Source organism: Pseudonocardia sp. 73-21 (genome assembly GCF_001899645.1).
GTDB lineage: Bacteria > Actinomycetota > Actinomycetes > Mycobacteriales > Pseudonocardiaceae > Pseudonocardia.
Genome location: NZ_MKVV01000046.1, coordinates 106492 through 132788 on the forward strand (window position 1 = coordinate 106492; position 26297 = coordinate 132788).

Genomic DNA, 26297 nt, shown 5'->3' on the forward strand with positions numbered 1-26297 from the left:
CGCAGGGAGCAAGGGGAAGCATGATGAGCGAGGATCCGACGCGGGCGATGCCGGTGGAGAAGGCTCCGTCGTCGGAAAGACATGGGCCGACCCACGGGAGCGTCGGGCCGGCCGACCCCCACGCCGACCCCGACACCCAGCCCGGCCTGCGCCGTCCGGACGATTTCGCCGGCTCCGACCCGGTCACCGACCCCGGCATGCGCGCCGTGCCGGCCGCGCCGGAGGCGCCCACCGTCCCGGTGAAGCAGCCGCCCGTCGTCACGCGTACCCGCACCGGCGGGCTCTGGACCGGGCTGATCCTCTCGGCGATCGTGCTGGTCTTCCTGCTGGTGTTCATCCTGCAGAACCTCGCCGTCGTCACGATCTACTTCCTCGGGTTCACGTTCTCCCTGCCCATCGGCGTGGCGCTGCTGCTGGCCGCGATCGCCGGGCTGCTGCTCGTCGCGATCCCCGGGGGCCTGCGGATCCTGCAGCTGCGCCGGGTCGCCCGTCGCGCGGGGCGCGTGTCCTGATGCTGCGCATCGGAGACCGCCCGCTGCCCGTCGTCGGGCGGGCCCGCATGTACGTCTGCGGCATCACCCCGTACGACACCACCCACCTCGGGCACGCGGCCACGTTCGTGTGGGCCGACGTGGCGGCGCGGGTGCTGCGCCACCTCGGCGTCGACGTCGACGTGTGCCGCAACGTCACCGACGTCGACGACGTGCTGGACGCCGCGGCCGCCCACGTCGGCGACCGGTCCGACAGCTTCGCGGCGGTGCAGCAGTTCCGGTTCGAGCGCGACATGGTGTCGCTGGGGGTCCGCCCGCCCACCCACGAGCCGCGTGCCCACAACCACGTCGCCCAGGTCGTGACGCTGGCCGCGGCGCTGCTCGAGTCGGGCGCGGCGTACCTGCGGGGCGGCACGGTGTGGTTCCGCGGTGGAGAGGTGCACGCCCGCGCCGGGCTGTCGGCAGCGGACGCCGCCGCGCTGGCGGCCGAGTTCGGCCAGGACCCGGGGCTGGAGCATCCCGCCGACGTGCCGATCTGGCGCGCCGCCACCGACGGTGAGGTCGCCTGGCCGAGCCCGTGGGGCGAGGGCAGGCCCGGCTGGCACGCCGAGTGCGCGGCGATGGCCCTGACCACCCTGGGCCCGGCCCTGGACCTGCACGTCGGCGGAGCCGACCTGCGCTTCCCCCACCACGCGTACGAGTCGGCGATGGCCGAGGCCGTCACCGGGGTGGCGCCGTTCGCGCGGGCCTGGATGCACGTCGGCACGGTGCGCGTGGGTGGGGCGAAGATGGCCAAGTCCACGGGCAACCTCGTGCTGGTGTCCGACATCGTCGACACCTACCCCGCCGCGGCCCTGCGGCTGCTGCTCGTCGACCGGCCGTGGAGGCAGGAGTGGGACTACGAGCCCGCGGCCCTCGACGCGGCCACGGGCCGGCTCGAACGGCTCTACTCCGCCGCGTCCCGGGGTGTGATGGAGGACGGCACGAAGGCGGCCGCGGCGGTCACGGCGGCCCTGCTCGCCGATCTCGACGTCCCGGCCGCGCTGGCCATCGCGGAGGAGGCGGGCGGTGAGGCGGCCCGCCTGACCCTCTCGGTCCTCGGCCTGACCTAGCCCGATCCCACCCCCACCGGGCGGGAAAGCGCCGACTCGCGGGCGGGAAAGCGCCGACTCGCGGAACGGCGGAGGCGCGGCACCCCTGCTGGGATGCCGCGCCTCCGCTCGTCGTGCTGTGGGTCAGGCTGCCGATCGGCGGCCGCGGGGGCTGCCGCCGCCGGAGCGACCGCCGCCCTGGCCACCGGAGCGCGCCGGGCCGCCGCGACGGCGTCCGCCGCCGGTGCCCCGCGGGTTCTGCGCCGGCTTGGGGGGATCCACGATCGGCACCCCGGACGGCTGGCGCGCGCCCGTGATCTTCGCCAGCGCCGCGTCGCCGGGGGCGACGTCGGTGTTGGTGGCGCGGACCCCGGCCAGGCGGGTGAGCCGGTCGACGTCCCGCCGCTCGGCGGGCAGCACCATCGTGACGACGGTGCCCGAGTCGCCCGCGCGGGCCGTGCGGCCGGCGCGGTGCAGGTAGTCCTTCGGGTCGGCGGGCGGGTCGACGTGGACGACGAGGCTGACGTCGTCGACGTGGATGCCGCGGGCCGCCACGTCGGTGGCGACCAGGACCGGCGTCTGCCCGTCCTTGAACTCCGCGATGGCCCGGTTGCGGGCGTTCTGCGCCTTGCCGCCGTGCAGCGCGCCGGCGTTGATGCCGTCGCGACGCAGGCCCTTCACGAGCCGGTCGACGCCGTGCTTGGTGCGCACGAACAGGATGGTGCGGCCCTCGCGGGCGGCGATCTCGGTGATCACCCGCGGCTTGGACGCGTTGTCGACGTGCAGCACGTGGTGCTCCATCGTCTCCACCTGGGCCGTGGACGAGGCGATCGACCGCGTGACCGGGTCGGTGAGGTACTGGCGCACCAGCGTGCCCACGTCGCCGTCGAGGGTGGCGGAGAACAGCAGGCGCTGGCCGTCGCCGGGGGTGAGGTCGAGGATGCGGCGGACCTGGGGCAGGAACCCCATGTCGGCCATCCGGTCGGCCTCGTCGATGGCGGTGATGCTGATCTGCGAGAGATCGCACGTGCGCTGCGTGGTGTGGTCGGTGAGCCGGCCCGGGGTGGCGACCAGCAGGTCGATGCCGCGGGAGAGCTCGGAGGCCTGCCGGTTGAACGACATGCCGCCGACCACCGAGGTGACGGTGAGCCCGAGGGCCTTCGCGAACGGCGCCAGCGCGTCGACGACCTGGGTGGCCAGCTCGCGGGTGGGCACGAGCACGAGACCGCGCGGCTGCTTGGGGCGCGCCTTGGCGCCGGCGAGCCGGGAGAGCAGGGCGAGACCGAATGCGAGCGTCTTGCCCGACCCGGTCTGGCCGCGGCCGAGCAGGTCACGCCCGGCGAGCGTGTCGGGCAGGGTGGCGGCCTGGATCGGGAACGGCTCGGTGAAGTCGTTCGCGACCAGGGCACGCAGCACGGGCTCGGGCAGGCCGAGCTCGGCGAAGGACGGCATCCCGGTCTCGGGGACCGTCCAGAGAACCTCGGCGATGCTGGGTGCAGCGGCGAGGGACGGGCTGCCGTTGCCGCGGGAGCGGCCACGGGACGAGCTGGGTCGTCCGCCGCCGCCTGAGCGACGGGCGGGACGGGACGCCGAGAACTCCGAACGCGAAGACGACGGAGCACGGCGGGAAGAGCTGGGGGATGTCAAGAAAACCTCCGGGACGTGGCACGTCGCACGGAGAAGCAGCGCCGAGATGACGGGGCTGGGATCTCTGAGAACGAGCCCGGGCACAGGTGAACGGCGTGCCCTGATGGGTACTGCGGGTGCGCCCTTCTTCGGCCGACGATGGCCGGGCGCTCGTGATCTACTCTAGCGGAGCGCCCGGCCGTGGCCCGGCGCTACTCCTGTGACGTTGCCGGGTCGCCGTGCATTCCCACCTCCCGGCGCAGCTCCACGAGCAGCGTGTCGGCCTGCCCGACCTCCGGTGGGAGGCCCCGCGCGGTGAACCACTCCCCGATCCGCCGCACGTCACGGGCCAGGAACTCGGGGCCCTGCGGGTTGCCGACCACGTCCACGACCTGCGGAAGGTCGATCAGGACCAGCCGTCCGTCGTCGACGAGTAGGTTGTAGGCCGACAGGTCGCCGTGCGTGAGCCCGTGGCGCGCCAGCCCCAGCAGGGCGTCGACGAGCTGGTGCCAGAGGTCACACAGCTCGTCGGGGTCCGGGCGGAGCTGGGCGAGTCGCGGCGCGGCCGTTCCGTCCGGCGTTCCGAGGAATTCGACGAGGATCTCCGTTCCCGCCGCCTGGATCGGGTAGGGAACGGCGATGCCGTCGCCCCACAACCGGGACAGGGCGGCGAACTCGGCGGCCGCCCACTGCTGGGAGAGGAGGTCGCGGCCGAACTCGGTCCGCCGCGCCATCGCGCGGGTCTCCCGGGAACGCCGCACGCGGCGGCCCTCGAGGTAGCCCGCGTCCCGGTGGAACATGCGGTGTTCGGCGGTGCGGTAGCGCTTGGCCGCCATCAACGTGCGACGGTCGGTGCCGGGCACCCACCGCTCCACGAGGTGGACGTCGGCCTCCTTGCCGGTCTTGATCACGCCGAGCTCGACGTCGACGGCGGCGTGCTCGGTGACCACCCAGTCCGGGCGGGGGAGCGGGCCGTGCTCGGCGCCGTCCCACGTGGACCAGCGGTCGCCCTCGGGCGGGCCGTCGGCTTCGGCGCCGGCGCGCTCGTCGAGGAGGGTGATGTCGTCGTCGAAACGGCGACGGTTCTTCTTGCGGGGGTACGACTCGTGGTCGCGCAACGCGGGGTCTCCTGGGAGTGGGCCCCGCGGCAGGTCAGCGCGGGGCGGGGATCGGACGGGGGCGCACCGCGTCCAGGACAGCGATGGACATGTGGCACCTCCTCGGATCCGCCGGAACTCCCGGCCGTTGCGGGAACCTTGGCCGACGGGGCCCGCAGCCCGCAACCGATTAACGCGAGACGACCGATCGGACACGTCGGGTTCGCCGTTCCGCTACCGGCGGCGGCGATCGGGACGGGTTGTGGACGGGCGGGCCGGCGCGATGATCGGCTCCGGTCGCACGTTGGGGCCGCCCTGGGTGGGGCGCTCCGGTGCGGCGAGCGGCGAGCGGCGATCATGGTCGAACGGGTGGCGCCGTGATCGCACCGCGCCGCACCTCCTTGTCCTTCCGAGGGCGCTGGCGTGCGGTCGGCCCTGGCCACGGGCTGTTCCCACGCTGCTTGTCGGCTACGACGTCGAACTCGTGTACCGAGATCACGATCCCGCCGGGGGAGATGGCGGACTCGCCGTGTCGGTGTCGTCAACTCGACGCACCTTCGGCGCGACACGCGCGCACGGAGGCCCCGACTCGCGCGCACGGAGGCCCCGACTCGCTCGCGCGGAGGGCGCGACTCGCGGGTGTTGGGGTCAGGCCGGGACTATCACGTTCAGGTTGTTGTTCTTCCGCTCCACGCGCAGGCCCGCGCGGCGGGCCAGGGTGGCCACCGCCGCCGCGTCCGCCGGCTCCGCGCGGGTACTCGCCAGCAGGCGGGCCAGGGCGCCCTTGTGGGCCTTGTTGAAGTGGCTCACCACCGTGCGCCGGCCGTCCGGGTGCTCGGCCAGCACGTCCACGTCGACCGCACCCGGGATGCGGGCCAGCGCCGCGTAGGAGCCGGAGCGCAGGTCCACCACCAGCTCCTGTGCGGCGATCCCGGCCAGCACCGGTTCCAGCCGCGGCTTCCACGCGGCGGCCAGCGTGCCCCGGCCGGGCAGCGACGAGCCGGCCGACAGGCGGTAGGCGGGCACCGGGTCGTCGGCGCGCAGCAGGCCGAACAGGGCCGACCCGACGGCCAACCGGGTGCGGGCTCGTACCGCCGCCGTGCCCCGCAGCGACCGGACGTCGAGGGCGTCGTAGAGGACGCCGGTGTAGCGCAGCAGCGCGGGCGTGGTGGGGGAGGTCAACAGCTCGGCGTTGCGGATGATCTCCGCGTCCTGCTTCGGGGACAGGCCCAGCGCCGCGCGGGAGGCGGGGACGTCCGCGGCGAGCTTCACGAGTTCCTCGGCCAGCTCCGCGCGCAACGGGTTCAACGACGGGTGCGCGAGCGCGTCGAGGTCCAGGGGTGGACCTCCGCCCCCGTCGATCTTCGTCTCCGACGGAGGGAGTAGCAGCAGCACCCGACCAGGGTAGTTGTGTCCACGTGACGGCCCCATTACGGTTCGGCTCGTGATCCGCCTCGTGACACGCCGGCATGTGGACTACATGCGCGTCGCGAGCGCGACCTGTCGACCCGGTCGCTGACTCGATCCCCCACGCCAAATCTCCCAGGGAGAATTCTGTGTCCGACACGCCCGATCCCACCGCCGCCTGGTCGTTCGAGACCAAGCAGGTCCACGCGGGCGCCGCGCCCGACCCCACCACGGGCGCCCGCGCCACCCCGATCTACCAGACCACCTCCTACGTCTTCCGGGACAGCGACCACGCGGCCGCGCTGTTCGGGCTCGCCGAGCTCGGCAACATCTACACGCGGATCATGAACCCGACGCAGGACGTGCTCGAGCAGCGCGTCGCGGCGCTCGAGGGCGGCATCGGGGCGGTGGCGTTCGCGTCCGGCCAGGCCGCGCAGACGCTGGCGATCCTCAACATCGCCGAGGCCGGCGACCACTTCATCTCCAGCGCGTCGCTCTACGGCGGCACGTACAACCTCTTCCACTACACGTTCCCGAAGATGGGCATCGAGGTCACCTTCGTCGACGACCCCGACGACATCGAGGCCTGGAAAGCCGCGGTCCGGCCCAACACCAAGCTCTTCTACGCCGAGACGCTGGGCAACCCGCGCGGCAACGTGCTCGACGTACGCGCCGTCGCCGACGCCGCCCACGAGGCCGGCGTGCCGCTGCTCGTGGACAACACCGTGCCCACGCCGTTCCTGCTGCGCCCGATCGAGCACGGCGCCGACATCGTGATCCACTCGGCCACCAAGTTCCTCGGCGGCCACGGCACCACCATCGGTGGCGTCGTCGTCGACTCGGGCAACTTCTCGTGGGGCGACAACGCCGAGCGCTTCCCCGGTCTGACCACCCCGGACCCGAGCTACCACGGCCTCGTCTACTGGGACGCCCTCGGCCCGGTGTCGTACCTGATCAAGCTGCGGGTGCAGCTGCTGCGCGACCTCGGCCCGGCGATCTCGCCCAACAGCGCGTTCCTGCTGATCCAGGGCATCGAGACGTTGTCGCTGCGCATGGAGCGCCACGTGCAGAACGCGCAGGCGCTGGCCGAGTGGCTCGAGGCGCGCGACGAGGTCGAGAAGGTCTACTACGCGGGCCTGGAGTCGAGCGAGTTCTACGCGGCCGGCCAGAAGTACCTGCCGCGCGGCGCCGGCGCCATCGTCGCGTTCGACATCGTCGGCGGCGTCGAGGCCGGCAAGAAGTTCGTCGACGCGCTGGAGCTGTTCAGCCACCTCGCGAACATCGGCGACGTCCGCAGCCTCGTGATCCACCCGGCGAGCACCACACACAGCCAGCTCACCCCGGAGGAGCAGGCCTCCGCCGGTGTGACGCCGGGCCTCGTGCGGCTGTCGGTGGGCCTCGAGGGCCTCGAAGACCTCAAGGCGGACCTCGACGCGGGCTTCCGCGCGGCCAAGGGCGCCTGAGGGCTGCTTGCAGGGCCGAAGCATCGATACTGCGAGGGTGACCTCGGTCCGGACACTCCCTCCCGCCACCGGTGCGTGGCGGGAGGGCGACGATCCGGGCCGACGACGCTGGGCGGCGCTCCCCGACCCGCTTCCGCTGGAGGCGGGCGGGGAGCTGCCCGGCGTCCGCATCGCGTTCGAGACGTGGGGGACGTTCACCGGGGACAACGCCGTGCTCGTCCTGCACGCGCTCACCGGCGACAGCCACGTCGCAGGCCCGGCCGGCCCCGGCCATCCCACCCCCGGCTGGTGGGAGGCACTGGTCGGCCCGGGCCACGCGCTCGACCCGGCGCGCTGGTTCGTGGTGGCGCCCAACGTGGTCGGCGGGTGCCAGGGCAGCACCGGCCCGTCGTCCCCGGCTCCGGACGGGCGTCCGTGGGGAAGCCGTTTCCCCCTGGTCACGACCCGCGACGCGGTGGCCGCCGAGACGGTGCTGGCCGACGCGCTCGGGATCGACCGCTGGGCCTGCGTCGTCGGTGGCTCGATGGGCGGGATGCGCGCGCTGGAGTGGGCCGCCACCGAGCCCGACCGCGTCGAGCGGCTGTTCCTGCTGGCCTGTCCGGCCGCGTCGGCGGCCGACCAGATCGCCTGGTCCGCGCCCCAGATCGCCGCGATCCGCGCCGACCCCGGTTGGCGTGGCGGCGACTACTACGACGCTGCTCCGGGTGAGGGCCCCCACCTCGGCCTCGGCGTCGCCCGCCGGATGGCCCACCTGAGCTACCGCAGCGCGTTCGAGCTCGGCGAGCGCTTCGGTCGCGATCCGCAGGAGGGCGAGGACCCGTGGCGCGGCGGCCGGTACGCGGTGGAGTCCTACCTCGACCACCACGCCGACAAGCTCGTGCACCGCTTCGACGCCGGGTCCTACGTGCGCCTGACCGAGATGATGAACGCCCACGACGTCGGGCGGGGCCGGGGTGGGGTCGCCGCCGGGCTGGCCCGCGTCACCGCCCGGACGCTCGTGGCCGGCGTCAGCTCGGACCGGCTCTACCCGCCGGAGCAGCAGGCCGAGCTCGCGGCCGGCATCCCGGGCGCGGGCGAGCTGCGCCTGATCGAGTCGCCCTACGGCCACGACGGGTTCCTGGTGGAGGCGCCGACGGTCAACCGCCTGCTGGGAGAGTTGCTCGTCTCCCGATCGTGATCGATTCGTGATCCGATCCGGTGTCCGGGGTCCATCATTGCGTGCTCGGTCTGGTGTGCGGAGAAATGGTCCTTTGGAGTCGGTCCCAGTTCGGCTACCGTTCGCAGCCGATGGGAGTGGGATGAACGCGTTCCTCGAGGTGTGGCGGCCCGCCGGGGCCGACCTGGTGCCGCTGACCGGTGATCGCATCACCGTGGGCCGTGCCACCGGCAACGACATCGTGCTGCCCGACGACGGGCAGGTCTCCCGCGTGCACGCCGTGCTCGAGCGGCTCGCGGGCTCCTGGAGCGTGCGCGACGTCAGCTCGCGCAACGGCACGTTCGTCAACGGCAACCGGGTGTCGGGGGAGGCCCGACTCGGCGCCGGCGACGAGCTGCGCATCGGGCGCACGCGCATCGTGCTGCGCGCCGAGCGCACCGCCGACGACCCCGGCATGACGGAGGCCCAGGCCCCGCCGCCGCAGCTCACCCCGCGCGAGCGCGACGTCCTCATCGCGCTGTTCAAGCCGATGACCAGCGCGGAGATGTTCACCGAGCCCGCGTCCACGCGCCAGATCGCGCAGGCGCTGTGGGTCAGCGAGGCCGCGGTCAAGCAGCACCTGCTGCGGCTCTACGACAAGTTCGGCGTGGCCGGCGACGGCGAGCGCCGCCGCACCCGGCTGGCCAACGAGGCACTGCGGCGCGGCGCCATCACGCTGGCCGAGGTCCGCGCGCACGAACCGAAGGGCTGAGACGTGACCGAGCTCGCGAGGTCACCATGGGGCACCGCACCGCCGAGCACGGTGGCGACGGGCGTCAGCGAGGAGGCGCCGTGACCGATCCGGGCCACACGGCCGGGGGACGCCCGGCGGTCGTCATCGATCTCGAGCGCGCCGGCTTCAGCAACGCCACCGAGGTGGGCCGCGGCGGGTTCGGTGTGGTGTTCCGCTGCAACCAGGAGGCGCTCAACCGCACGGTCGCGGTGAAGCTGCTGCACACCGACCTCGACACGGTCAGCCGCGAGCGCTTCTTCCGCGAGGGCCGGGCGATGGGCGGGCTGTCGGGCCACCCCAACGTCGTCGACGTGCTGCAGGTCGGGGTCACCCACAGCGGGCGGCCCTACATCGTCATGCCGTTCCAGTCGCTCGACTCCCTCGCCGCGCGCGTGCGTCGCGAGGGCCCGCTGGACTGGGCCGAGGCCACGCGTCTGGGCGTACGGCTGTCGGGGGCGCTCGAGTGCGCCCACCGTGTGGGCACGCTGCACCGCGACGTGAAGCCGGCCAACATCCTGCTCTCGGACTACGGCGAGGCCCAGCTCACCGACTTCGGCATCGCCCGCATCGAGGGCGGCTTCGAGACGGCGACGGGCGCGTTCACCGGCTCGCTGTCCTACACCGCACCCGAGGTGCTCAACGGGCACCCGCCCACGCCGGCGTCCGACATCTACGGCCTCGGCGCGGCCCTGTTCTCGATCATCGCCGGGCGCGCGGCGTTCGAGCGGCGCGAGGGCGAGGAGATCATCGCCCAGTTCCTGCGGATCACCGGGCAGCCCATCCCGGACCTGCGCGGTCACGGCGTCCCCGACGAGCTGTGCGCGGTGCTGGAACACGCGATGGCCAAGGACCCGGCCGAGCGACCCGCGTCGGCCGAGGCGCTGGGCCGTGAGCTGCAGGAGGTGCAGCGGGCCGCCGGGCAGCCGGTGGCCGAGATGGCGCTGCCCGCCGTGCGCCGCCCGACGGGCAACACCGACCTCACCGAGGCCGCCGACCTCCCCGTCGACGACCGGTCGCCGCGCCGGGTCTCGGGGCCGTTGCCGCTGGTCGACCGGCCGTGGGACCCCACCGCGACCGTGCGGCCCGCCCCGTCCCCGACCCCGTCCGCGGCCCCCACCGCGAAACCCTCGCCCGCCCCGCGACCGGCGCCCCCGGATGGCGAGGGGGCCACCGTCGTGGTCGCCTCCCGGCCGCGCCCGACGCCGCCCGGGGGAGGCGCGCCACCGTCCGGCCCGGCCGGTCCCACCGGCCCGGGCGCCACCCCGCCGCCGCGTGCGCCGCGCCGCCGGCTCGCGCTCGTCGCCGCCGTCGTCACTGTCGTGGTACTGCTCGCCGGACTCACCGTCGCCGGGATCTTCGTCTTCCGCGGCGGCGGGGGCGCGTCCACCGCGGCCGCCCCGGCGAGCGAGTCCGCCGTCACCGCGGTCGTGCCCGCCAGCGCGTGGCGCACCCTCGCCCCCGACCCCGTCCCGCGCCAGCAGGTCGCCACGACCGTGCAGGACGGCGTCGTCTGGGTGATCGGCGGGCTCACCGACACCGGGGCCACCAACAAGGTCGAGCGCTACGACCCCGCGATCAACACGTGGACCGACGCGATCGACCTGCCCGTCGCCCTGCACCACGCCATGGCGGTGAGCTACCGCGGCGCGATCACCGTGCTGGGCGGGTGGATCCCCAACGGCTCGAACCTGTCGGCGACCAGCTCGAACAAGGTGTACTCGCAGCAGGGCGGTGGCTGGGTCGAGCTCCCTCCGATGCCGTCCGCGCACGTCGCGGGCGGGGCCATCGTGGTCGGCGACAAGATCGTGGTCAGCGGCGGCCAGGCCGACGGCAAGCTCAACCCCGCCACCGAGGTCTTCGACGGCACGAAGTGGACCACTGCTCCGGACCTGCCCACCCCGCGGGAGCACACCGCGATGGTCACCGACGGCACCTACGTCTACGTCGTCGGCGGCCGGGCGCTCTCCAGTGACAAGAACAGCGCCGTCCTGGAGCGGTTCGACCCGAAGACCGACACCTGGACGTCGCTCGCGCCGATGCCGGCCCCCCGCGGCGGGCTGGGTGCGACCTTCACAGACGGCCGGATCATCGCGGTCGGGGGCGAGGAGCCCACCACCGTCGACAACTCGGTGTTCTCCTACGACGTCAAGTCCGACTCCTGGTCGACGCTGCCGCCGATGCCCACGCCCCGGCACGGGCTGTCGGTCTCCGTGGTCGGCAGGACGCTCTTCGCGTTCGACGGGGCCGCCAAACCGTCGCACACCGACTCGGTGGGCACCGGCGAGGCGATCGACCTGCCGCCGCGGCGGCTCGCCCCGGCGCCGAAGTGGCGGGAGCTCAAGGACGCGCCGATCGCTCGCCAGTTCGCCGGCACCACCGTCGACGACGGCACGCTCTGGATCGCCGGCGGCCTGACGCAGGACGCCGCGAGCCAGGAGGTCTGGGGCTACGACGCCGCGATCGACACGTGGAAGAAGGGCCCCGACCTGCCCATCGCGCTGCACCACACCGATGCGGTGACCTACAAGGGCGACGTCGTGGTGCTCGGGGGCTGGACGCCGCAGAACGGCAACCTCTCGGCGGTGGTCTCGGACAAGGTCTTCGCGCTGCGCAACGGCACGTGGGCGGCGCTTCCGCCGATGCCGGAACCCCGGACGGCGGCGGCGGCCACCGTGGTTGGTGACAAGATCATCGTGGTCGGCGGGCAGAACGGTGGCAAGCTCGCACCCGCCACCGAAGTGTTCGACGGCACGTCGTGGAGCCTCGCCGCGCCGATCCCGACCCCCCGCGAGCACCTGGCGGCCACCACCGACGGCACCTACGTCTACGCCGTCGGGGGTCGTGACCTCTCCTCGAGCAAGAACACCTTCGCGTTCGAGCGGTTCGACCCCGCGGCGGGAACCTGGCAGACGATGCCGACCATGCCCACAGCGCGGGGCGGCGTGGCCGCGGCCTGCATCGACGGCCGGATCGTCGCGGCGGGCGGTGAAGAGCCCACCCGCGTGCTCGCCACCGTCGAGGCCTACGACATCGCCACCGGCACGTGGTCGACGCTCGCGCCGCTCGGGGTCCCGCGGCACGGCATGTCGATGGCGGCCATCGGCAACTCGGTGTTCGCGGTGGGCGGGGCCCAGAAGCCCACCCATGCCGACTCCGCGGCCACGGTGGAGGCGCTGGACTTCTCGTAGCCCTCCCGGGGGTTGCCGCCCGGTAAGGAACACCTTCAGGGCCGGGCCGTCGTCCTGTCCCTCGCGGCGATGGTCGGGCGCCAGGCCGCTGACCAGGATGAACCCGTCCCCCGGAGCGTCCGGGGGACGGGTCATCGGGAGTGGTCATGGCGACGTCACGGGTGCAGCAGCCCCAGCAGCAGCCGGTCGGGCCGGGCCGGGCGCACGCGCAGCAGCGGCCCCCGCGGCCCGTGCCGCAGCCGCACCGGGCCCCGCCGCACCGGGCCCCGCAGCAGTGGGGCCCGCACCCGGGGGGACCGCAGCCGGGGAACCGGCGCCTCGTCTACCCGGCCCTGCCGCCGCGGCCCGGCCACCTCGGCTCGTTCGACACGGGCTCGTACCCGGTCCCGGTGTGGGACGGCCCGACCCCGCCCCCGCCGCCCCCCTCCGCGCCGGCGCCCGTACCCGCGGCCGCGCCGCCGCCCGCCCCCCGGCGCCGGATCCTCCCGCGCGTCGCGATGATCGTCATCCCGCTGCTGGTGCTGCTCGGCCCGGCGTTCGTCTCGGCGTTCCACGACGCCGGCGGCACCACCCGCCCGCCCGCGGCCGGTGCGCTGCCCGCCGTCCCGGACGCGCCGCAGGCCCCCGCGCCGGACGTGAAGGGGCTCTCCGGTGGTCTGTTGCCCCGCGCCGACGGCGTGCAGGCCGCGGGCGCCGATCCGGTGCGCGAGGAGCGCACCGCCGTCGCCGCGCCGCCCGCCCCGCAGCTCCCGCAGAGCGGCACGCTGACGCTGGTCCTGTCGATCGTCATGCTGGCGCTGTCGGTGCCGCTGGCCGGCGTCGCCGGCACCACGACGTGGTGGATGCTGCACGCCTGGCGCACCCCGGACTCGTTGAAGGGCACCGGGTTCACGCGGAAGCCCGCGAAGCGCACGCACACGTTCTCGCTGCTGCTGCCGGCCCGCCACGAGCAGGAGGTGCTCGGCGACACCATCGACGCGCTGGCCCGCCAGGACCACGAGGCGTTCGAGATCATCGTGATCATCGGCCACGACGACCCCGAGACGATGACCGTGGCCCACGCCGCCGCCCGCCGGCACCCCGAGCTCGTGCAGGTCGTCATCGACTACTCGGTGCCCAAGAACAAGCCCAAGGGTCTCAACACCGCGCTGCCGCGCTGCCGCGGCGAGATCATCGGGGTGTTCGACGCCGAGGACGAGGTGCACCCGGGCCTGCTCAAGCTCGTCGAGGGCCGGTTCGAGGAGACCGGGGCGAGCGTCGTGCAGTCGGGCGTGCAGCTGATGAACATCCAGACCACCTGGTGGTCGCTGCGCAACTGCCTCGAGTACTACTTCTGGTTCCGCTCGCGGCTGCACTTCCACTCGGAGCAGAAGTTCATCCCGCTCGGCGGCAACACCGTCTTCGCCCGCGCCACCGTGCTGCGCGACTTCGGCGGCTGGGACGCCGAGTGCCTCGCCGAGGACTGCGAGCTGGGGGTGCGGCTCAGCTCGGCGGGCCACGAGGTCGCGGTGGCCTACGACCCCGAGGTCGTCACCCGCGAGGAGACGCCCGACACGATCAAGAGCCTGGTCAAGCAGCGCACCCGGTGGTGCCAGGGCTTCCTGCAGGTGCTGCGCAAGGGTCTGTGGAAGGAGCTCCCGACCCGCAAGCAGCGCATGCTGGCCCGCTACACGCTCTGGATGCCGTTCCTGCAGGCCTACTCGGGCGTCATGATCCCGATCTCGCTGGTGACGATGTTCGTGGTGAAGGTGCCGCTGGCCGTCACGCTGCTGAGCTTCGTGCCGCTCGTGCCCACGGTGATCAGCATGGCCGTGGAGGCGGCGGGGCTGGAGGAGTTCGGCCGCTCGTTCGGAGTGAAGATCCGGTTCCGCGACTACGCCAAGCTCATCCTCGGCGCGTTCCCGTACCAGGTGCTGCTGAGCTTCTCCTCGATCCGCGCGGTGGTCCGGGAGGCCCGCGGGCAGGTCGGCTGGGAGAAGACCGAGCACGCCGGCATCCACCGCAAGCCCGCCCCCACCAGCTGACCTTCCCCCAGCAGCCCCCGCTCCTGACGTCCGGAGCGGGGGCTCGCGCCTGCGGCACCCGTGCGCGGATATCAGTGCCAGGGCACCGATATCCGCGCACGACCGTCGGCTGGTTGCCGGACGGTGACATCACCCTTACCCGGCTGCTCCCCGAACGTGGCCTCTCGTCGATTACCCCGCCGCGGCGCTCCGACCAGCATGGATGCCAGCACCGAGTCACTCCCGAAGGGTCATCCGATGGACACCGCGCCCCGCCCCGCGCTCCGCTCCCGCCTCGTCACGGCCGCGGTCCTGCTGCCCCTGCTCGCGGTGGTGGCGGTGATGCGCCTGGTGAACCTCGTCGGCGCCCCGCAGCGCATCGACGACGAGGGCACGTACATGGCCCAGGCCTACGCGATGCTGCATCTCGGCGAGCTCACCCACTACACGTACTGGTACGACCACCCCCCGCTCGGCTGGCTGCAGATCGCCGGCTGGCTGGGGCTGGCCGAGAAGTTCGGGCCGGTCACCGACGCGGTCGCCACCGGGCGGCAGTTCATGGTCGTCGCTGCCGTCGTCGCGGCCGCGCTGCTGTGGGTGCTGGTGCGGCGCCTGGGCTACGGCCGGATCGCCGCCGGGGCGGCCGTCGCGCTGCTGGCGCTGTCGCCGCTGGCCGTGCAGTACGAGCGCACGGTGTACCTCGACAACCTCTCGACGGTCTGGGTGCTCGCCGCCGCCGTCTGCTTCTGCACGCCGCGCCGCCGGCTGCTCGCCTACATGGGCGGCGCCGTCTGCCTCGCCGTCGCGGTGCTCACCAAGGAGACCGCGCTCCTGATGCTGCCGATGGTGGCCTGGCTCGGCTGGCAGCGCGGCAACACCGGCACCCGCCGTTACGCGATGGCCGTGGCCGGAGCGCTGTTCGGGCTGCTGATCGCGGCCTACCTGCTCGCCGCCGCCGTCCGCTCGGAGCTGCTGCCCGGCAAGGGCCACGTGAGCCTGGTCGACGGCATCACCTTCCAGCTGTTCTCCCGCACCTCCGGCGGCAGCGTGTTCACCGCCGGCTCGCCCAACCAGCAGACGCTCGCGGGCTGGCTCTCCCTCGACACGGTCCTGCTCGCGGCCGGCCTGGGGGCCGCACTCGTCGCCCTCGCGGTGACGGCGTTGCGCCCCGTCGCGTTCGGCTACCTGCTGCTCGCCGCGATGCTGCTGCGCGGCGGCTACCTGCCCATCCCGTACGTGATCGTGGTGCTGCCGCTGGCCGCGCTGCTGATCGCCTGCGTCGCCGAGGAGGCCGCGCGCCGGGTCCGCGTCGGTGTGCCCGTCGTCAAGATCGCTGCGGTGGCCGTGCTGGTCGCCGTCGCCGGGGCGGGTGTCGTGGCCGAGCCCCGCTGGCACGACACCCTGAACTTCCTCACCACCGCCGACCAGGACGCCCCGATGCGCCAGGCGAAGCAGTGGGTGCTCGACAACGTGCCCCGCGACCAGCGCCTGATCGTCGACGACGCGTTCTGGTCCGACCTCGTCACGGCCGGCTGGAAGCGCGACGACGTCGCGTGGTTCTACAAGCTCGACACCGACCCCGCCGTCCAGGCGCTCAACCCGCACGGCTGGCGCGACTACGACTACATCGTCGCCACCGACGCGGTCCGCCAGTTCCCGGCGTCGTTCGCCCAGGTCCACGGCGCGATGACCGGCTCACAGGTCGTCGCCACCTTCGGGACGGGCGCCGCCCGCGTCGAGGTGCGCCGCATCGACCCGAACGCCGCCGCCCCGGCCGACGAGCCCGAGCGCGCCACGATCGGTGCCGCGCTGGCCGACCGCCTCGGCGAGAACGCCGAGCAGACCGTGCTGGACCTGCTGCGCGGCGGCACCGTCGACGCCCGGGTGCTCGCCACCCTGTCCGACGTCGCCACGACCGAGGAGGTGCTCGTCGCCGACCTGCCCCAGGTGCCCGGCGAGGACGCCGCGGGCCGCCCGCGTCGCCAGATCCAGTTCACCGCCACCGGGGCCCGTGCGGCGCGGCTCGTCGCCTACTTCCGGGCCCAGCAGGGCGCGTTCGCCCCGCAGGCCGTGACGGCCGGCCCGTCCGGCGTGCTCGTGACGTTCCCGCCCGCCGCGCCGTCGGGCCTGCTGGCCGCGGCCGCGAAGCCTCCGGCGCCGGGTCGCCCCGCCGCGCTGCGGGTGCTCGACCTGGTGCCCGGGTCCGCCCCGCTGCGGGTTCGCCTCGCCGGGGTCGACGGCACCGCGGTGGCCCCGATCGCCGTCGGACCGTACGGCGACGTCGGCACCTACCGGACCGTGCCCGCCGGCGTCGCGACGCTGGGGGTGGGACCACAGGACCCGGCCGCACCCACGTCCGTCACACAGGCCGTCGCGCTCGACCCGGGTGCCGCCTACACACTGATGCTGTTCGCCGGCCCCGACGGCGGCGTGCGCGGCCAGCTGGTGCCCGACCCGGCCGTCCCCGGCCCGGACATCCGCGGTGTCGTCCGCCTGGTGGACGCGGCGCAGAAGGCGCCCGGACTGACCGTCGCCGCAGGCGGGGCCGGCCCGCTGGCCAAGGACATCGCCTACGGGCTGGTCACCGGCTACGCCGAGCTCGTCCCCGGCACGGTGCCGCTCACGCTGACGAGCGGCACCCTGAAGACCGCGGGCACCGTCACGCTGAAGAACCGCGACGTCAAGACGCTGGTCGTCACCGACGGCGCGAAGGGCCCGCAGGTCACGGTCGTCGACGACCCGACGCGCGCTCCCGCCGCCGCTCCGCTCGCTGCCACACCGGCCGCGCACCCGGGCGTGCTGAAGCCGGTGGCGCCAGGTGCTCCCGCCGCGGCCGCCGCGCTCACGGTCGCGAAGGCCGGCTACCCGCTGGGCAACGCGCCGCTCGGTGTCCTGGTGTGGGGGGTGCTGGCCACGGCGCTCGGGTTCCTGCTGCGCCGCCGCGGTGGCGACGCCGCAGCGGTGGCCGCACCGGCCCCGATCCCGTTCGCCGACGACGAGACGGTGCACCTCAACCGGCCGAAGGTCACCATGGGCCGGGTGCCGCGCCCGGTCGTCACGACGCCGGACCCCGACGGCACCGCGCTGGTGGAGGACATCGACGCCCTCCGCGCCGCGGCGGCGGCCGCCACGGCCGAGCGGACCACGGTGATCCCGGCCCCGCGCCGGACCGGCCGCCCGGCGGCGCCGCACCCGGTCCGGCCGGTGTCCCGCCCGGTCGAGCCGTCCGTGTCGCGGCCGGTCGTGTCCCAGCCCGCCGTGAAGCAGCCCGCTGTGTCCGAGCCCGCCGTGAAGCAGCCCGCTGTGTCCGAGCCCGCCGTGAAGCAGCCCGCCGTGACCCGTCGGCCGGATCTGCTCCCGCCCGACGAGCACACCAGCGTGCTGGCCGCCGCCCGCCCCGGTGACCCGGACGCCACGGCGTTCGTCGGCAACCTCGGGGCCCTGCGCCGGGCGGCCGCGAAGCTGCAGGCCGAGCGCGACGCGATGGTGGCGGAGGAGCACACGACGGCCCTCCCGCACCGCCCGTCCCCGCGGCCGCGGTAGCCGCCCACCCCGTCGCGGTGGGGGAGGATGGCCCCGTGAGAGGCCGCCCGTTCGTCCTGCTGTCCGCCGCCATGTCCGTCGACGGGTGCATCGACGACCGGTCCGGCACGCGGCTGGTGCTCTCCGACGCCGCCGACCTCGACCGCGTCGACGCCGAACGCGCCGGGGTGGACGCGATCCTCGTCGGCGCCACCACCGTGCGGCGTGACGATCCGCGGTTGCTGGTGCGCTCGGCCGAGCGCGTCGCGGAACGCGTGGCGGCAGGCCGCATCGGGCAGCCGTGGCGCGTGGTGATCAGCGGCAGCGGCGACCTCGACCCGTCGGCCCAGCTGTTCACCACCGGCGACGGACGCCGGATCGTCTACACCTCGCAGCCTGCGCGGGTGGCGGTGCCGGCCGAGGTCGTCCACGCCGGCGCACCGGTGGATCCCGTCCGTGTCCTGGCCGATCTGGCCACGCGGGGGGTCGAGCGGCTGATGGTGGAGGGCGGTACGTCGATCCACACGCTGTTCCTGGCCGCGGGATTGGTGGACGAGATCCAGCTGGTCGTCGCGCCGTTCTTCCTCGGCGACCCGGACGCGCCGCGGTTCGTCGGCGCGGGCGCCCTGCCGACGCGGATGCGGCTGGCCGAGGCCCGGCCCATGGGCGATCACGTGCTGCTGCGCTACCGGCTGGGGGAGCGCCGTGGATGACCGGGCGCTGCTGCGCCACGCCGTCGAGCTGGCCCGGCGCTGCCCGCCGTCGGACACGGCGTTCTCGGTCGGGGCGCTGGTCGTCGGGCCGGACGGGGCCGTGCTCGCCGAAGGCTGGTCGCGCCGCGACGGCGGGACGGAGCACGCCGAGGAGGCCGCGCTCGGCGATCTGGGCGGGCGGGTCCCGCCCGGCAGCACCGTCTACAGCTCGCTGGAGCCGTGCAGCGCCCGGGCGTCGCGGCCGCGCACGTGCACGCAGCTGATCCTCGCCGCGGGCGTCGCGCGGGTGGTGATCGCGTGGCGGGAGCCGTCGACGTTCGTCGAGGGCGAGGGCGCGGAGCTGTTGCGCGCGGCGGGGGTGGAGGTCGTCGAGCTGCCCGAGCTGGCGGACGCGGCCCGCGAGCCGAACCGGCACCTGCTGGGCTGATCAGAGGTCGTGAGCGGAAATCAGGGCCCCGGCACCGATATCCGCTCACGGGCGCGGGAGCGCCGCCGCTACCCTTCACCAGGTGTTGACCCGGATGTCGTCGCTGTTCCTGAGGACCCTGCGTGATGACCCCGCCGACGCGGAGGTACCGAGCCACAAGCTGCTCGTCCGCGCCGGCTACGTCCGACGCGCCGCACCGGGGATCTACACCTGGCTGCCGCTGGGGCTCAAGGTGCTGCGCGCCGTCGAGCAGATCGTGCGCGAGGAGATGGACGCCATCGGCGCCCAGGAGATCCAGCTGCCCGCGCTGCTGCCCCGCGAGCCCTACGAGGCCACCGGCCGCTGGACCGAGTACGGCCCCAACCTGTTCCGCCTCAAGGACCGCAAGGGCGCCGACTACCTGCTCGGCCCCACCCACGAGGAGCTGTTCACCCAGGTGGTCAAGGGCGAGTACTCGTCCTACAAGGACTACCCGGTGATGCTCTACCAGATCCAGAACAAGTACCGCGACGAGGCGCGGCCCCGCGCGGGCATCCTGCGCGGGCGCGAGTTCCTCATGAAGGACTCGTACTCGTTCGACCTCACCGACGAGGGGCTGTCGGAGTCCTACCGCAAGCACCGCGACGCCTACGTCAAGATCTTCGACCGGCTCGGGCTGGAGTACGTCGTCGTCGCGGCCACGTCCGGGGCCATGGGCGGATCGGCGTCGGAGGAGTTCCTGGCGATCGCGCCCACGGGCGAGGACACGTTCGTCCAGAGCCCCGGCGGATACGCGGCCAACGTGGAGGCGGTCACCACCACGCCCCCGCCCGCGATCCCGCTGGACGGGCTGCCCGAGGCCCAGGCGCACCACACGCCCAACACGCCGACGATCGAGTCGCTGGTGGCGTTCCTCAACGGTGCCGACCTGGGCCGCACCTTCACCGCCGCCGACACGCTCAAGAACGTGCTGCTCAAGACCCGGCGGCCCGGCCAGACCGAGTGGGAGCTGCTCGGGGTCGGTGTGCCCGGCGACCGCGAGGTCGACATGAAGCGCCTCGAGGCCGCGCTGGAGCCCGCCGAGGTGGCGCTGCTCGAGGAGGCCGACTTCGCCCGCAACGGGTTCCTCGTCAAGGGCTACATCGGCCCGGTGTCGCTGGCGGCCAACGGGGTGCGCTACCTCGTCGACCCCCGCGTCGTCACGGGCACGGCGTGGGTCACCGGCGCCGACAAGGCCGACCACCACGTCGTCGACCTCGTCGCCGGCCGGGACTTCACCCCCGACGGCACCATCGAGGCCGCCGAGGTCCGCGAGGGCGACGAGGCCCCCGACGGCAGCGGCCCGCTGGCGGCGGCGCGCGGGATCGAGATCGGGCACGTGTTCCAGCTCGGTCGCAAGTACGCCGACGCGTTCTCCCTCGACGCGCTGGGCCCGGACTCCAAGCCCGTCCGCATCACGATGGGCTCCTACGGCGTCGGCGTCTCGCGGCTCGTCGCGGTCATCGCCGAGCAGAACTTCGACGACTCCGGGCTCGTGTGGCCCCGCGCGGTCACGCCGTACGACGTGCACGTGGTGGTCGCAGGCAAGCAGGAGGAGATCGCCACCGGCGGTGCCGCGCTGGCCGCCGACCTCGAGGCCGCCGGGCTGCGCGTCCTGCTCGACGACCGCAAGGCCTCGCCGGGCGTGAAGTTCGCCGACGCCGAGCTGATCGGTGTTCCGACCATCGTCGTCGCCGGTCGGGGGCTGGCCACCGGCGTGATCGAGGTCAAGGACCGGCGCAGCGGCGAGCGTGTCGAGATCCCGCTCGACGGTGCGGTCGAGCACCTCGTCGGGCTCGCACGCGGCGAGTAACCGATTACGCTGCGTTGACCTGGGACGGAAGGAGAGTCCCTGCCGTCAACGCGCTGTCACCGGCCCGGCAGACTGTGAGCCATGTGTGAGCTCCTCGGGGGAGGCCGGACCAGGTGACTGTCGACATCGCACGGGCCGCCGTGATCACCGGCGACGGCGTCGTCGCACGCTATCCGGGCCTGCTCTGCGTGGCCCGGTGCAGCGATCGTGACGTGCTGCTGAAGCTGCTCGACGTGTGCGCCGGGGCGGCCGGATCCGACCCCGGGCGCGCCCTCGCGCGGCGTCTCGCGACGTGGATGGGCGGCCCCGGGGCGCCCGGCGACGACCTGGAGTTCGGCACCGTCGCCACCGCGGGCAACCAGCTGGGCGTGTTCCTCGTCGGCTCGGTCGTCGTCGTGGTGCCGGGGAGCCCGGTGACCCTCTCGGGGTCCGACGCGGCCACGTTCACCGACCGGTTGATCCCCGTGCCGGGCGCCCCCGTCGTGCTGTCACTCGACGGCGCACGCCCGCCGGCCGGCCTCGCCGACGGCGTCAACGACCTGCGGGCGGGTGTGGTCCCCGGCGCGGGCGCGGTCCTCTTCCCCGTCGGCCGCGCTGCCGCGCCCCGTCCGGATCCCGGGACGTCGTCCGCGCTGGACGGCCCGACGATCCGCACCCCCGCCCACATCGGGGCCGCACACGGAGGCGGGCAGACCGCGGTGGGCCAGGTCGCGGTGGCCCGGTCCTCCGTGGCGCCCGACGTCGCGGTGCCGGACGGGGCACCGAACGTCGCGGTGCCGGACGGGGCACCGAACGGGGCGGGGCCGAACGGGGCCGGGCCGAACGGGGCCGGGCCGAACGGGGCCGGGCCGAACGGCGTGGTGCGCAACAGGACCCCGCGCAACGGTGTGTCGAGCCTACTCGCCGAGGAGTCGTCCGACGGCGACGGCCTGCGGGACCGGCGGTCCGGGCCACGCCGCGCCGACCCGCGCACGCCCAACGGCTACGAGTGGTTCGCCGACTGGTCCGAGGGCGGTGCCCCGCCCGATGCGGGTCCGGCGCCGGCCGACCCCACCGGGCCGGACGCTCCCGCACCCGGTTCGGGCCGCTGGCCCTGGAGCGAACCCCCCGCCGAAGATGTCCGGCCCGAGGACACCCGGCCCGCCCCGTCCGAGGCCCTGCTCGCCCGGCCCGGCCCCGTCGACGACGGCCGGCCCGGCCCCGTCGACGACGGCTGGCCCGGCCCCGTCGACGACGGCCGCCCCAGCCGTGTCGACGAGCCGCGCCCCGGCCGTGCCGACGAGCCCCGGCCCGTCGACGAGGCCCGGCCCGGTCGTGGCCCCTGGACCGAGCCGCCGACCCCGCCGGGTGGCTCCGCTCGCGCGGCCCGTGCGGACGAGCGGGCGCAGGTGTGGGTCGACCCGGCCGACCCGGTGATCCGGGACGATCCGGCCGACCAGCTCCAGGAGGGCCGCCACGCGATCGTCGGGGTCGACCTCACGCCCACGGACGAGGACGAGCCCTTCCTCCGTACCGACCCTCCTGCCGCCGCGCTCCCGCCGCCGGTCGAGGAGAGCGAGCACCACGAGGCCGGCCCGGCCGCCGACCGGTTCGAGGGAGCCGACGACGCCACGCCCGTCGACGCCGTCGACGCCGTGGCCGCCGTGGAACCCGAGCCGTTCACCGACGAGGCGCCCGAGGCCCCGGAGCCCCAGCCGGCGCCCGGTGACCGTGCGCCCGATGACAGTGCACCCGGTGACCGTGCCTCCGATGACCGTTTCCCTGAAGATCGTGTGCCCGACGAACGGGCCCCCGACGTCGAGGAGGCGCCGAGCCCCGCTCCGCGCCCGGGCCGCGTGCCCACACCCGCACCGCGACCCCAGGACCAGACCGGTCCGGGCGAGGCCCTGCCCGACCACGACGAGCCGCTGCTGCACGGCCTGCTGTGCGGGGACGGGCACCTCAACGACCCGCGCTCGTCCGCGTGTGTGGCGTGCGGGGCGCCCGTGGGGCCGGGCGAGGACGTCGTGGGCCCGCGGCCGCCCCTGGGGCGCATCGTGTTCGACGACGGCGCCACGTATACCGTCGACGCCGAGTACCTCGTCGGCCGGATGCCCGAGGCGGACCCCCGGGCCCGCTCGGGTGAGCTGCAGCCGATCGTCGTCGAGGACCGGTCGGGCTCGGTGTCGCGCGTGCACGCGGAGATCCTGATCAACGGCTGGGACGTGGTGCTGGTCGACTCCGGCTCGCGCAACGGCACGTTCGTCGCGGGCCCCGACGACAGCGGCTGGACCCCACTGGCCCCGGGCCGCACCAGCCTGCTGCTGCCCGGCACCCGGGTGCGCATGGGCGGGCGGACGTTCGTGTTCGAGCCGCCGATGGCCGTGGGCTAGAACCCGGTCATGATCAGGCGTTCGGCGCGTTGTCGGCCAGATCCGGCCGGATTCGCACCCAACCGCCGGTCATGGCGGCGTCGTCGCACGTCACCCGGCCAGGAAGGACAGCCGCACCGACCGCACCGGGTTGTCGCCGTTGGTGTCCACCAGGCACACCGACTGCCACGTCCCGAGCGCGGGGCGCCCGTCCAGCACCGGCACCGACATCGACGGCGCGACGATCGCGGGCAGCACGTGGTCGCGACCGTGTCCGGCGCTGCCGTGGCGGTGGTCCCACCGGTCGTCGGCGGGGAGGATGTCGCGCAGTGCGGCCAGCAGGTCCGTGTCGCTTCCGGCGCCCGTCTCGATCACGGCGAGCCCGGCCGTGGCGTGCGGCACCCACACGTTGAGCAGGCCCTCGCGCGCGCCGACCGACCGCAGGAACGCCGCGATCTCCGCGGTGAGGTCGGCGACGGTCTCGCGGCCGCCTGTGCGGATCTCGATCAACTCGCTGTCCATGGGCCCGAGGGTACGTCCGAGCGATCTCCAGCCGGTTGTGCGACGCCCAGGTAGGTACCTCGCGGGGTCGTCGCGGCCCTGCGATGCACCACCTGGCCGCCACTCGCTCGGCGGGGATCCCTCCGGCGCGCCGTAGGGTTGCCGGCATGCGCACCGCGTTCGGATCCGCGTTCGACGTCCCGGACGGCTACCTCAACACCGCGAGCGTCGGCATTCCTCCGGTGCAGGTCGCGGACGCCGTGGCCGCGGCCGTGCAGGACTGGCGCACCGGCGCGGGCAGGCCCACCGACTTCGACGTGCCCGTCGCGCTCGCCCGTGCGGCCTACGGGCGGCTGGTCGGCTTCCCGGCCGAGCGGGTGGCGATCGGCTCGACGGTGTCGGGGATGCTCGGGATGGTGGCGGCGAGCCTGCCCGCCGGGGCGCGGGTGCTGGTGGCCCGTGGCGACTTCACGAGCGTCACGTGGCCGTTCGCGGCGCGGTCCACGCCCGTGGAGGTCGAGCTCGAGCAGGTGGGGGAGCGTGCGCGCGAATGTGACGTCGTGGTGGTCAGCGTCGTGCAGTCGGCGGACGGGCGGATCGTCGACCTCGACGCCCTGCGCGCCGCCCGCGCGTCCGGCACCCGGGTGGTGCTCGACGCCACGCAGTCGGTCGGCTGGCTCGACGCCGACCTCGGCTGGGCCGACGTCGTGGTAGCCACCGGCTACAAGTGGCTGCTGAGCCCGCGCGGCGTGGCGTGGATGGCGGTGCGCGAGGACCTGGACCTCGTCCCGAACCAGGCCGGCTGGTACGCCGGTGACGACCCCTGGACGAGCGTCTACGGCCTGCCGCTGCGCCTGGCCGCCGACGCCCGCGCCTACGACACGTCGCCCGCCTGGTACTGCCAGGCCGGGGCGGCGGTGGCCCTGCCGTGGCTGGCGGGCCTCGACCGGGCGGCCGTGCAGGCCCACTGCGTCGGGCTGGCCGACGCCTTCCGCAAGGGTCTGGGCATGGAACCCACCGGGTCGGCGATCGTGGCGGTGGCCCGCGAGGGCGCGGCCGAACGCCTGGCGGCGGCCGGGGTGGTGGCGGCGGTCCGGGCCGGCGCCGCCCGCCTGGCCTTCCACCTCTATTCCGACGACACCGACGTGGCGAGGGCCCTGAACGCCCTCACGTGACCCCCTCCGCCGGCGAGTTCGCCGTCTCGACGGCTGAGTTCACCGTCTCGGCGCCGCGTGGACCGGCTCGTGCACGGGCGGGCGGGCGAAACGGCGGACTCGCGCGGTGGAACGGCGAACGCGCCGGGCGTGCGGTCTGCCGGGAACGTGTCGGGCGGCACCGGGGTGGCGATCGCCATCTGCTTCCCCATCAGGAGCCGGCCCTGTGATGATCGGCTGTCGTCGCACGTCGTGGTCGTGGTGGGGGCGGTGGGGTGCGGTGAGCACTGATCATGGGGTCCTCGCGTGGTCTCCCCCGACCATGATCGGCGGCTGGGTGCGTTTCCGGCCGGATGTGGCCGATTCTGCGCCGAATCGGTGATCATGGTGGTACTCCGCCACGTCGGCGCGCCTCGCCCGGCCTGCCCCGCCCACCCCGCCCGGCCGGGCACGCGCTACGCCACGGCCGTGGACGGGCGCACCCGGCCCGCGCGGGACCGGCCGCGGGTCAGGGTCTGCCGGGGAAGGTGGGGATCGCGGGTGGGGTGTTCACCACGGCCCGCCACTGGGCGCAGCGCAGGGTGCCTTCCGTCAGCGCCGTGAGGGCCGCCTGGCGCAGGCCGCGGTCGGTGGTGCGTTCCACCACCGACCGCCAGGCGGCCAGGGCGTCGGTCTCGGCCACCACGGCGACCGCCGCGGCCGAGGCGCCGTCGGTGACCGGCTTCGGGGTGGCGTAGGCGGGCTGGGCGGAGACGGGGCGGGTGCCGATCTGCGTCAGCGTCTGCTCGATGGCGCCCCGGAGCACCCGGTGGGCCTCCTCGTCGGCGCGGGCGCGGTCGAGCTGCGCGGCCGGCAGGAACGCCAGGATCAGCGAGTACACCCACAGCGCGGCGTGCTCGGCGGCCAGCGCGTCCTGCAGGGCGGCGGCCGCCGTGGGGTCGATCGTGGAGCTGTTGCCGGGCGAGCTCATGCCAGCACCGCCGCGTACGTGGCGCAGCAGGCGGCCACCGAGGCGACCAGCCCGACGCGCTCCGCGGGCAGCGTCAGCGCCGCGGCGGAGGCGGCCTTCCCCGACGCCAGCACGGCCGCCTGCACCGCCGCCGCCGTGACGGGGGTGCCGGCGGGGGTGGCCGTTCCCGGAGCGGGTGCGGGGGTGGCGCCGGGGGCCAGGCGGGCGACCTCCGCGTCCAGCGCCGTGGCGTGGTCGGTGCGGGCCGTGCGCAGCGGGGTGAGGCGGTCGGCCAGCTCCGGTGTGGCCGCGACGACGGCGGCGGCCAGCGCGGCGTCGGCGCGGGCGGCGGCGGCCAGCGCGATCAGGGGGTCGGGGCCCGGGTCCTTCGTCGAGGAGCCGAACGAGCAGCCGGCCAGCGCCGGGGGAGCGAGCAGCATCCCGGCGAGCAGACGGCGGCGCGACAGCGCAGGCCGCGAGGACCGTGCAGACGACAGTGCAGACGACAGTGCAGACGACAGTGCAGACGACAGTGCAGACGACAGTGCAGACGAC

General features: G+C 74.5%; 19 protein-coding genes. 13 read left to right on the forward strand and 6 right to left on the reverse strand.

Features of this window, described 5'->3' with window-relative positions; translation table 11 throughout:
- Positions 1 to 23: 23 nt before the first annotated feature.
- A complete protein-coding gene (locus BGP03_RS14800; protein WP_296376008.1) occupies positions 24 to 512 on the forward strand; it encodes a lipopolysaccharide assembly protein LapA domain-containing protein in 489 nt (162 codons plus the stop codon).
- On the forward strand, positions 512 to 1603 hold the full coding sequence (locus BGP03_RS14805; protein WP_298801107.1) for a class I tRNA ligase family protein: 1092 nt from the start codon (positions 512 to 514) through the stop codon (positions 1601 to 1603). The genes BGP03_RS14800 and BGP03_RS14805 overlap by 1 nt, the downstream gene beginning before the upstream one ends.
- A gap of 123 nt (positions 1604 to 1726) precedes the next feature.
- Here BGP03_RS14805 and BGP03_RS14810 read toward each other — a convergent pair whose 3' ends face one another.
- The 3 genes from BGP03_RS14810 to yaaA all read right to left on the reverse strand — a co-directional run bounded on the left by BGP03_RS14810 (position 1727) and on the right by yaaA (position 5700).
- Positions 1727 to 3034, reverse strand: coding sequence for a DEAD/DEAH box helicase (locus BGP03_RS14810; RefSeq protein WP_296376011.1), 1308 nt, complete (start codon positions 3032 to 3034; stop codon positions 1727 to 1729).
- A gap of 386 nt (positions 3035 to 3420) precedes the next feature.
- The gene (locus BGP03_RS14815; protein ID WP_296376039.1) at positions 3421 to 4269 is read right to left on the reverse strand and encodes an RIO1 family regulatory kinase/ATPase; all 849 of its coding nucleotides are present in this window, start codon (positions 4267 to 4269) and stop codon (positions 3421 to 3423) included.
- 684 nt (positions 4270 to 4953) lie between these two features.
- On the reverse strand, positions 4954 to 5700 hold the full coding sequence (gene yaaA, locus BGP03_RS14820) for a peroxide stress protein YaaA (protein WP_296376014.1): 747 nt from the start codon (positions 5698 to 5700) through the stop codon (positions 4954 to 4956).
- Between the two features lie 161 nt (positions 5701 to 5861).
- Between yaaA and BGP03_RS14825 the strand changes: the two genes are divergently transcribed.
- From BGP03_RS14825 to BGP03_RS14865, 10 genes are all read left to right on the forward strand, one after another.
- Positions 5862 to 7175 carry a bifunctional o-acetylhomoserine/o-acetylserine sulfhydrylase gene (locus BGP03_RS14825; RefSeq protein WP_296376016.1) on the forward strand — a complete coding sequence of 438 codons (1314 nt, stop codon included), beginning with the start codon at positions 5862 to 5864 and terminating at the stop codon, positions 7173 to 7175.
- Between the two features lie 37 nt (positions 7176 to 7212).
- On the forward strand, positions 7213 to 8352 hold the full coding sequence (locus tag BGP03_RS14830) for a homoserine O-acetyltransferase (RefSeq protein ID WP_298801108.1): 1140 nt from the start codon (positions 7213 to 7215) through the stop codon (positions 8350 to 8352).
- Between the two features lie 121 nt (positions 8353 to 8473).
- Positions 8474 to 9082 carry an FHA domain-containing protein gene (locus BGP03_RS14835; RefSeq protein ID WP_296376020.1) on the forward strand — a complete coding sequence of 203 codons (609 nt, stop codon included), beginning with the start codon at positions 8474 to 8476 and terminating at the stop codon, positions 9080 to 9082.
- A gap of 80 nt (positions 9083 to 9162) precedes the next feature.
- A complete protein-coding gene (locus BGP03_RS14840) occupies positions 9163 to 12291 on the forward strand; it encodes a kelch repeat-containing protein (RefSeq protein ID WP_296376021.1) in 3129 nt (1042 codons plus the stop codon).
- A gap of 146 nt (positions 12292 to 12437) precedes the next feature.
- Positions 12438 to 14315: a glycosyltransferase gene (locus BGP03_RS14845; RefSeq protein WP_298801109.1), complete on the forward strand. Its 1878-nt coding sequence runs from the start codon at positions 12438 to 12440 to the stop codon at positions 14313 to 14315.
- A 237-nt stretch (positions 14316 to 14552) separates the two neighbouring features.
- On the forward strand, positions 14553 to 17837 hold the full coding sequence (locus tag BGP03_RS14850; protein ID WP_298801110.1) for a DUF4397 domain-containing protein: 3285 nt from the start codon (positions 14553 to 14555) through the stop codon (positions 17835 to 17837).
- A gap of 35 nt (positions 17838 to 17872) precedes the next feature.
- Positions 17873 to 18529, forward strand: a complete 657-nt coding sequence (locus BGP03_RS35920; RefSeq protein ID WP_363093795.1) for a dihydrofolate reductase family protein — start codon at positions 17873 to 17875, stop codon at positions 18527 to 18529.
- Positions 18522 to 18956: a dCMP deaminase gene (locus tag BGP03_RS35925; RefSeq protein WP_363093797.1), complete on the forward strand. Its 435-nt coding sequence runs from the start codon at positions 18522 to 18524 to the stop codon at positions 18954 to 18956. The genes BGP03_RS35920 and BGP03_RS35925 overlap by 8 nt, the downstream gene beginning before the upstream one ends.
- A gap of 82 nt (positions 18957 to 19038) precedes the next feature.
- Positions 19039 to 20787, forward strand: coding sequence for a proline--tRNA ligase (locus BGP03_RS14860; protein WP_298801111.1), 1749 nt, complete (start codon positions 19039 to 19041; stop codon positions 20785 to 20787).
- A gap of 113 nt (positions 20788 to 20900) precedes the next feature.
- Complete coding sequence (locus BGP03_RS14865; protein ID WP_298801112.1) at positions 20901 to 23159, forward strand: FHA domain-containing protein; 2259 nt, start codon at positions 20901 to 20903, stop codon at positions 23157 to 23159.
- A gap of 90 nt (positions 23160 to 23249) precedes the next feature.
- On the opposite strand, the gene BGP03_RS14870 is transcribed toward BGP03_RS14865, so the two are convergent.
- A complete protein-coding gene (locus tag BGP03_RS14870; RefSeq protein WP_296366297.1) occupies positions 23250 to 23660 on the reverse strand; it encodes a secondary thiamine-phosphate synthase enzyme YjbQ in 411 nt (136 codons plus the stop codon).
- A 146-nt stretch (positions 23661 to 23806) separates the two neighbouring features.
- Here BGP03_RS14870 and BGP03_RS14875 point away from each other — a divergent pair, with 146 nt between their 5' ends.
- Positions 23807 to 24814 (forward strand): aminotransferase class V-fold PLP-dependent enzyme, encoded by a 1008-nt coding sequence (locus BGP03_RS14875; RefSeq protein WP_298801113.1) that lies wholly within the window; start codon positions 23807 to 23809, stop codon positions 24812 to 24814.
- Positions 24815 to 25301: 487 nt separating this feature from the next.
- On the opposite strand, the gene BGP03_RS14880 is transcribed toward BGP03_RS14875, so the two are convergent.
- Both BGP03_RS14880 and BGP03_RS14885 read right to left on the reverse strand, forming a co-directional pair.
- The gene (locus tag BGP03_RS14880; RefSeq protein ID WP_296366301.1) at positions 25302 to 25763 is read right to left on the reverse strand and encodes a ferritin-like domain-containing protein; all 462 of its coding nucleotides are present in this window, start codon (positions 25761 to 25763) and stop codon (positions 25302 to 25304) included.
- On the reverse strand, positions 25760 to 26182 hold the full coding sequence (locus BGP03_RS14885) for a hypothetical protein (RefSeq protein ID WP_298801114.1): 423 nt from the start codon (positions 26180 to 26182) through the stop codon (positions 25760 to 25762). The genes BGP03_RS14880 and BGP03_RS14885 overlap by 4 nt, the downstream gene beginning before the upstream one ends.
- Positions 26183 to 26297: the final 115 nt, after the last annotated feature.